We start from the raw sequence: 7479 nt of genomic DNA, 5'->3' as shown, positions 1-7479 counted from the left end.
CATAGACGTTGATGTCCACCGCATCATACCTGCGCAGGGTGGCAGGGTCGATGTAATCCTGGATGGAGGTGACCGGGTGATCCAGAAACAGTTTTTGACCGTTGATGTCGCGGGTGAAACCGCGCACCCGGTAGTCCATGGTGATAATATCGGAATCGAAGGAGCTGATGAGGTAATCCAAAGTAGAAAGAGGGGTGATGGCGCCGCAGGTGGCAACGTCGATGTCCACCCGAAAGGTGGCAAGGCAGGTTTCGGGGTGGTATTCCGGGTAGGTGTGTACCGTTACATGGCTCTTGTCCAGATGTGCCAGCTGGGTCTGACCGACGGGAATCATCGAACCTTCGGCAATCAGAATGGTGACCGAAGCGCCCTGCGGGTCACTTGTATTTGACAATAGTGACCAACAATTAGATGTAGATATGGCTGAGGTAGCTATTACACGTCGTATTTATCGTACTGGTGAAAGTGAATTCCTCATCAATAAACGCTCTTGTCGCTTAAAGGATATCCATCTTTTACTAGCTGATACAGGTCTTGGTAAAGACTCTATGGCCATTATCGGTCAGAACCGAATTGATGCCATCTTGAACTCTAAGCCAGAGGAACGCCGATTGATCTTTGAAGATGTAGCAGGTATTTCTCGTTTTAAAATCAATAAAGAAGATGCATTGCGTCGTATTGCAAGCACAGACCGCAACATGGAACGTGTACGCGACGTTATGGCAACTATTGAAGAACAACTGGGACCTTTGTCTGAAAAGGCTGAAAAGACTAAAAAATATATGACCTTAAGTCGTACAAAGCGCGACTATGATGGGGCATTAGGCTTTCATAATTACAAGACATCAGATCGTCTCTTAACGCGTTTTGAAAACGATAATATTGCTTTTAAGGATGAAGAAATTGAGCTTCAAACGGAGTTGTCCAAATTAGAAGCTCGCCGTCATACATTGCAATCATCTTCCACTAAAGAGCAAGAACAGCTTAAATTGTGGGAAGCCCAGTATACAGAAAAGCAACGTGATGAAGAGCGTTTAGCTGGTCATTTACGTCTTTTAGAAGAGCAGTTAAAGACCGCTCACCGTGAATTAGATGAAACGTCTATGCGCATTAGCGAACTAGAAGCTACACAAAAGGGCGAAGAGCAACAATTACGCATTTTAAATCAATTGATTCAAGATGAAAGCGCCCAACTGGTAGAGAAAGAATCTAAACTAGCAGAGTTAGAAGCTAACTATAAAAAAGCTGTTGAAGATGTCGGTGTAGAACAAGCTAAGTTCCAATCTTTACAATCTAATCGAGAAGCATTCGAGCAACATCAATTAGAAATTGTGAGCGCTATTGAAACAGCAAAGGCTAGTATTCGTAGCTTAGAAGCTCGTAAGGCTGAATCCGCAAAGCAATGTGAAGTTTTAAAGGCTGAAATAACTCAAGTAGATAGTGAACTACAAGCAGCTCGTACTGAATATGAAACACTGGGTCAGAAATTTACTGCTATTTCTGCACAACGACAAGCCCTCGTTGATGGTGGTAAAGAAGCAGCTATTCAAGCTCGTGAGGAACGCAAAGAGCTACAAAAACTTCGTACCCAAGAACAACGTGCAAAAGGCCGTTTAGAGCTCTTAGCGCAATGGGAAGAACAGCATGAAGGTTACTTAGAAGGAACTAAGAATATTCTTAATGGTAAGGGTGCTTGGCGTGAACAGATTACGGGCGCCGTTGGTGATCTCTTTACGGTTGAGGACAAATATACGACAGCTATTGAAACGGCATTAGGCGGTAGTGTTAACCATGTTGTCACTACTACAGCTCGTGCTGCTGCAGATGGGGTAAATTATTTGAAATCTATCCAAGGTGGACGTGTAACCTTCTTACCTATGGATTCAGTAAAAGGGAAACCGTATGATACGCCTGCTTTACGTGAAAGTTGTGTTATAGGTACGGCTGTTGACTGTATCTCCTTTGATAATAAGTACGCTCATATCTTCCAATATTTATTAGGCCGTACGTTAGTCGTATCCTCTATGGATGAGGCTATAGGATTACAAAAAAAATATAATCAACAATTGCGCATCGTAACCCTTACAGGGGAGCAATTCCAACCGGGTGGTTCTTTAACAGGTGGTGCTACAAAGCGCAAGCGTGCCTCCGTATTGAGCCGTAAGGAAGAGGCGGCTAGCCTTGAACAAGAGCTCTTGCAAATTGAAGAACAAATTTGTTCCTTAACAGCTAGCTTGGAAAAACTTGAAAAACGGGTGGAAGAAGCTGAAAAAGAACGAGCTACCCTTGATGATAGCTACCAGCATACGAACTTACTCTATGTGGCTAGTGAAACAAAGGTACAAAATATACAAAATCAAATGGATCGTAAGAAACGTGTTCTTTCTGAAGAAGAGCAACGTTTAGTACAAATCGATATTGATTTAGCAACTACAACAGCTAATTTAAAAGACCAAGAAACAGCACTTGCTTCCTTACAAGAGAATCATGGTGTTGAGGGCAATCAAGGGGCCTTGATGGAGCGTTTAACTGTATTGCAAAAGATACAGCAAGAGGCGTATGAAGCTTTCACTGAAGCTCGCCTTACTTGTGATACATTGCGACAAACCATTAAGGAACGTGAAACTCAACGGGAACAACGTAATCAATCCATTGCTAACATTGTAGAGCGTCTAACGCCGTTACGTAATTTGCTAATCAGCACTACACAGCGCTGTGAAGAGGAGTTACCGAAGGCTAAAGAATTGGCAGAACGAGAGCTAGCTGCAGTTACAACAGAGGTTGAACGTTTGCGTACTCTTCGTGACGAAGCTTATGATAAGACCTCTACAGGTCGTGAGGAATTAGAAGCCATCCTCAGCGAGCAAGACCGTTTGAACCAACGCTATAAAGTGGTGCAAGGGCGACTCGTTGATATGGAAGGTAAAATTACCCGTCATCGCATGGATTGCGAACGCTTTGTAGAAGAGTTACAAGAGCTAGGCTTTACATTGGAAGATGCACAAGCCCTTCGCATTGAAGGCTCTGTCAGCGATTGGAAGGATGAACAAGCACGTTTGATGGCTGAAATTGCTGAGCTTGGTCCAGTCAATCCAAACGCCGTTGAGGAATATGAAGAAACTAAAGAACGCTATGATTTCTTAACTACACAATTGGCGGATTTAGATACGGCGAAGGAGCAATTGCAAGCAGTGATTGCTGAAATGGATAAGGCCATGAGTACACAGCTATACGATGTATTAGATGTGGTAGGTCGTAGATTCCAAGAGGTATTTAGCCAATTATTTGGTGGTGGTACAGCCCAAATTGTACTGACAGATCCAGATAATATCTTGACCGGTGGCATCGACTTTTATATTCAGCCACCAGGGAAAAAACGCCAACAATTGACTTTATTGTCCGGTGGTGAACGGGCTCTTACAGTTATTGCTCTATTATTCTCGTTCCTCGACTATCGCCCAGCCCCATTCTGTGTGCTTGACGAAGTTGACGCGGCTCTTGATGAAGCCAATGTCGAAAGATTTAGCTCTTATCTAAATAGGGTAAATAAAGAAACACAATTTATCGTAGTATCTCACCGTAAGAAAACTATGGAAGCTGCCGAAGTATTACAAGGGGTAACCATGGTTGAACGGGGCGTATCGCGATTATTAACAGTAGCATTTGAAGATGTGAAGGAGGATCTTGCATAATGGCATTCGGATTCTTTAATAAAATTAAAGAGGGCTTAGAAAAAACTCGTAAGTCCTTTGTAAAAAATGTAGAGACAGTTATCATTGGTTATGCAGAAATTGATGATGATTTCTTAGATGATTTAGAAGCAGTTATGCTTACTAGTGACCTTGGTCCTAAAACGACAGAATACTTGATGAAGGAAATTCGTCGTGGTGTAACAGAAGGCATTATCAACAATACTGGTGATGTAATGCCATTTATGGAAGACCGCATTACAGAAATGCTTGTTGACCAAGAGGATGAAATTACACTTCACCATCCAGAGGTTATCCTTGTTGTGGGTGTAAACGGCGTTGGTAAAACAACAACTATCGCTAAATTGGCTAACTACTATACTAAAGAAGGTAAAAAGGTTATTATCGCTGCAGGTGATACATTCCGTGCCGCTGCAGCTGACCAATTATCTATTTGGGCAGATCGTGTGGGTGTGCCTATCGTTAAACATAAAGAGGGTGCTGATCCTGCAGCCGTAGTATACGATGCAATGGAAGCGGCAAAAGCTCGTAATGCAGACCTCGTTATCGTCGATACAGCAGGTCGTCTACACACTAAAGTTAATCTTATGGAAGAGCTTAAAAAGATGGGCCGCGTAGCGAATAATCACGTAGAAGGGGCTCCGCATCAAACATTGCTCGTTCTCGACGGTACTACAGGTCAAAATGCTGTAAGCCAAGCTAAATTATTTGGTCAAGCAGTGCCAGTAAACGGCATTGTGGTGACTAAACTTGATGGTACAGCAAAAGGTGGCGTAGTTATCTCTATTAAAGAGGAACTAGGCGTACCTGTTCGCTGGATTGGCGTTGGCGAAGGCATGGATGACTTACGTCCATTTAATGCGAAAGAATTTGCTAATGCACTATTTAATAAAGGAATGATTCAAGGTGACAAATAAATATAACCGGGAATTCTTACTTGAATATGTAGAATCTGAAAATAAGAAAAATGAATGTAATGTTAGCCTAGAAAATATGGAAAAGATTGTTAGCTTAATCGAGTATTTTGGCATTGAATTATATCGTCCTATTACAAGATTGCTACTTTCAAACTGGGAAGAGATTACAGAACGTATTAATAACTATACTGAATCAGATTGGATGATGGCTGACGAAATTCAAAAGACTACGCCTACATTAGATCGCTTCTCCATTGCTATGCTCATCGAAGTCTTAGAAGGTGAGGATACGTTGAACCAAGCAGAAAATGCAGGTCGTCGTCTATCTGAGGAAGAGCTCAAAGCTATCCGTAAACATCAGGATGAACAGTAATGAAACATAATACATATAATTACGAAGGGGGCCAACCATTTAAAGTGGAGGCGCCCTTTACGCCTACTGGGGACCAACCTACTGCTATACAATCCTTAACAGAAGGGATTGAACGTGGTGAGTGGGCTCAAGTCTTGCTCGGTGCAACTGGTACAGGTAAGACATTTACGATGGCAAAGGTGATCGAGGCGGTACAAAAACCGACCTTGATTATTGCACACAATAAAACATTGGCTGCTCAATTATGTAGCGAGTTTAAAAGTTTCTTCCCTAATAATGCGGTAGAATACTTTGTGTCTTACTATGATTTCTATCAACCAGAAGCATATATTCCTTCAAGTGATACGTACATCGAGAAGGATGCGTCTATCAATGATGAAATCGATAAATTACGACATAGTGCCACTATGAGTCTTTTCGAGCGTCGCGACGTAATCATCGTTGCCTCTGTTAGTTGTATTTACGGCTTAGGTGACCCTGAGGATTATTCTGAACTCGTATTGTCCTTACGCTTAGGTCAGACGAAATCTCGCGATGAAATTCTGTCTAAACTCGTAGATATTCAATATACGAGAAATGATATGAACTTTATTCGTGGTACCTTCCGTGTACAAGGTGATACTATCGAGATTTTCCCTGCCGCTTATAGTGAAAGAGCCATTCGGGTGGAACTCTTCGGAGATGAAATCGATCGTCTCGTTGAGGTAGATGCATTAACCGGTGAAGTGATTGCTGAACGTAAGCATGTTGCTGTGTACCCCGCATCTCACTATGTAACAACGAAAGAAAAGATGCGTATTGCTGTAGAGCGTATTGAAGCCGAATTAGATGAACAGTTAGCTAAGTTAAAAGTAGCTGACCGTTTACTTGAGGCGCAACGTCTTGAACAACGTACGCGTTACGATATAGAAATGATGCAGGAAATGGGCTATTGCTCAGGCATCGAAAACTATTCACGCCATATGTCCGAACGTAAGGCTGGAGAAGCTCCATATACATTGATAGACTATTTCCCAGATGATTTCCTCATCATGGTAGATGAGTCTCATGTAACGATTCCACAAATTCGTGCCATGTATAATGGTGACCGGGCGCGTAAAGAATCGCTCATCGAATATGGCTTCCGTCTGCCGTCTGCACTTGATAATAGACCACTTCAATTCGATGAATTCGTAGAGCGTATTAATCAAATCGTCTATGTATCAGCCACACCTGGTCCTTATGAAATGGAAGTACAAACGAATATTGCGGAGCAAATTATCCGTCCTACAGGCTTATTAGATCCATCTATTGAAATTCGCCCTATTAAGGGGCAAATGGATGACTTACTCGGCGAAATTCATAAGCGTGCAGCTAAGAATGAACGTGTTCTCGTTACGACCTTAACGAAGAAGATGGCTGAGGACTTAACGGAGTTCTTGAAGGAGATGGGCGTACGGGTTCGTTATCTTCATTCTGATATCGTTACTATCGAGCGTGCTGAAATCATTCGTGACTTGCGGGCCGGTGTTTTTGATGTACTGGTTGGTATTAACTTGCTCCGTGAAGGCCTAGATATGCCAGAAGTTTCTCTAGTAGCTATATTAGATGCAGATAAGGAAGGTTTCTTGCGTTCCGATACGGCCATGATTCAAACTATAGGTCGTGCGGCTCGTAATGTGAATGGTCATGTTATCATGTACGCAGATACGATCACAGATTCCATGCGTGCAGCACTGGATGAGACGCAGAGAAGACGTGAAGTGCAGATGGCATATAATGAAGAACATGGTATTACACCGAAGACGATCCAGAAAGCAGTCAGAGATCTGATCTCAGTATCCCGGAAAGTGGCGGCTTCTGAATTACAGATGGAAAAAGATCCGGAATCCATGAGTGAGAAAGAATTAGAGAAGCTGATCAAAGAGCTGGAGAAGCAGATGAAGAAAGCTGCGGCAGATCTGAATTTTGAGGCGGCAGCAGAACTCAGGGATAAGTTAATAGAGCTTAAGAAGACATTACAGGAAATAAAGATATAGAAAAAGGAGATCATAGACTTACATGCCACAGGAAAAAGATTCAAGACAATATATCAAGATCAGAGGAGCAAATGAACACAATCTGAAGAATGTAGACGTAGACATACCAAGAGACAAACTGGTGGTACTGACCGGTCTTAGCGGATCAGGAAAATCATCACTGGCATTTGATACAATTTATGCGGAAGGACAGAGAAGATATATGGAATCATTGTCTTCTTACGCCAGACAGTTCCTGGGACAGATGGAAAAACCGGATGTAGAAAGTATAGAAGGATTGTCTCCGGCTATTTCCATTGATCAGAAATCTACGAACCGCAATCCAAGGTCTACCGTAGGAACGGTAACGGAAATCTATGATTATTTCCGGTTATTATATGCAAGAGCAGGAATTCCGCATTGTCCGATTACTTTTAAGGGTCTCGTCGTTCAGCAGAATCGTAATGTGGATCCGATGGAAG

Annotated in this window: 3 protein-coding genes and 3 pseudogenes; 5 read left to right on the top strand and 1 reads right to left on the bottom strand. The window is 42.5% G+C overall.

The genetic code is table 11. The annotated features are described in order from the left end of the window. The coding region (locus tag Q7P05_RS07220) for an S-adenosylmethionine decarboxylase (RefSeq protein ID WP_369680435.1) at positions 1 to 334 on the bottom strand (334 nt) is incomplete at its 3' end. 43 nt (positions 335 to 377) lie between these two features. On the opposite strand from Q7P05_RS07220, the pseudogene smc reads away from it, so the two are divergent. From smc to uvrA, 5 genes and pseudogenes are all read left to right on the top strand, one after another. Continuing rightward, positions 378 to 3692: pseudogene (gene smc, locus Q7P05_RS07215) on the top strand (chromosome segregation protein SMC); the annotation flags it as partial. After that, positions 3692 to 4627: a signal recognition particle-docking protein FtsY gene (gene ftsY / locus Q7P05_RS07210; RefSeq protein WP_024066706.1), complete on the top strand. Its 936-nt coding sequence runs from the start codon at positions 3692 to 3694 to the stop codon at positions 4625 to 4627. The pseudogene smc and the gene ftsY, both read left to right, overlap by 1 nt. Further along, positions 4617 to 5000: a hypothetical protein gene (locus Q7P05_RS07205; protein ID WP_105085452.1), complete on the top strand. Its 384-nt coding sequence runs from the start codon at positions 4617 to 4619 to the stop codon at positions 4998 to 5000. The genes ftsY and Q7P05_RS07205 overlap by 11 nt, the downstream gene beginning before the upstream one ends. Further along, positions 5000 to 6994 (top strand): annotated as a pseudogene (gene uvrB / locus Q7P05_RS07200) (excinuclease ABC subunit UvrB); the annotation flags it as partial. The gene Q7P05_RS07205 and the pseudogene uvrB, both read left to right, overlap by 1 nt. A 46-nt stretch (positions 6995 to 7040) precedes the next feature. Beyond that, a pseudogene (uvrA, locus tag Q7P05_RS07195) lies at positions 7041 to 7479 on the top strand (ABC-ATPase UvrA); the annotation flags it as partial.

It is taken from the genome of Veillonella dispar (assembly GCF_937975875.1).
Classification (GTDB): Bacteria; Bacillota; Negativicutes; order Veillonellales; family Veillonellaceae; genus Veillonella; species Veillonella dispar_B.
This window is presented reverse-complemented; position numbering and strand designations above follow the sequence as displayed.

Coding starts and splice junctions, on each gene's coding strand:
- ftsY (WP_024066706.1), top strand. CDS start 3,692: ATGGCATTCGGATTCTTTAATAAAATTAAAGAGGGCTTAGAAAAAACT.